The organism is uncultured Modestobacter sp. (assembly GCF_947486615.1).
Taxonomy (GTDB): Bacteria; Actinomycetota; Actinomycetes; order Mycobacteriales; family Geodermatophilaceae; genus Modestobacter.
On sequence record NZ_CANKUD010000028.1, the window covers coordinates 1 to 606 of the forward strand.

The 606-nt window shown below is 73.1% G+C and carries 1 pseudogene; it reads left to right on the plus strand.

The features are described 5' to 3' along the window. A pseudogene (locus Q1A09_RS22515) lies at window positions 1–606 on the plus strand (radical SAM protein); the annotation flags it as partial.

The following is a 606-nucleotide window of genomic DNA, read 5'->3' on the forward strand; positions in this document are numbered from 1 at the left end:
TCGCGACCGACGTGTTCGGTCGGGAGGTGGCCGGTGGCTGGGGTGCGGCTGACCTGGGTGGGGTCTGGGCGATCGCCGGTGGGGTGGCCAACGCCGCGGTGAGCGGTGGGGTGGGCACGTTGACGGTGGCTCCGGCGCGGAGTGTGGGTGCGACCCTGCCGGTGTCGGTGCAGGACGTGTCGGCGCAGCTGGACGTGGCGTTGCAGAGCGCTCCGACCGGTGGTGGGTCGTTCGTGAACCTGGGTGTGCGCCGGATCGGCACCAGTGACTACCGGGCTCGGCTGTGGGTCTCGTCCAAGGGCACGGCGCAGCTGTCGGTGTCCCGGGTGGTGGCGGGGGCGGAGACGGTGCTGCAGACGGTGACGCTGCCGGGTGCCTACAGCGCCGGTGACGTGCTGCGGGTGCGGGTCGAGGCGGTCGGGTCGGGGACGACGACGGTGCAGGCCAAGGCGTGGTCGGTGACCGGGGCCGAGCCGGCTGGGTGGCTGGTGAGCGCGACCGACACCAGCGCGCAGCTGCAGGCTGCTGGAGGGGTGTACCTGCAGGGCTACACCTCTGGCTCGGCGACCGGCCCGCAGGTCATCGTCGCCGACCAGCTCCACGTGG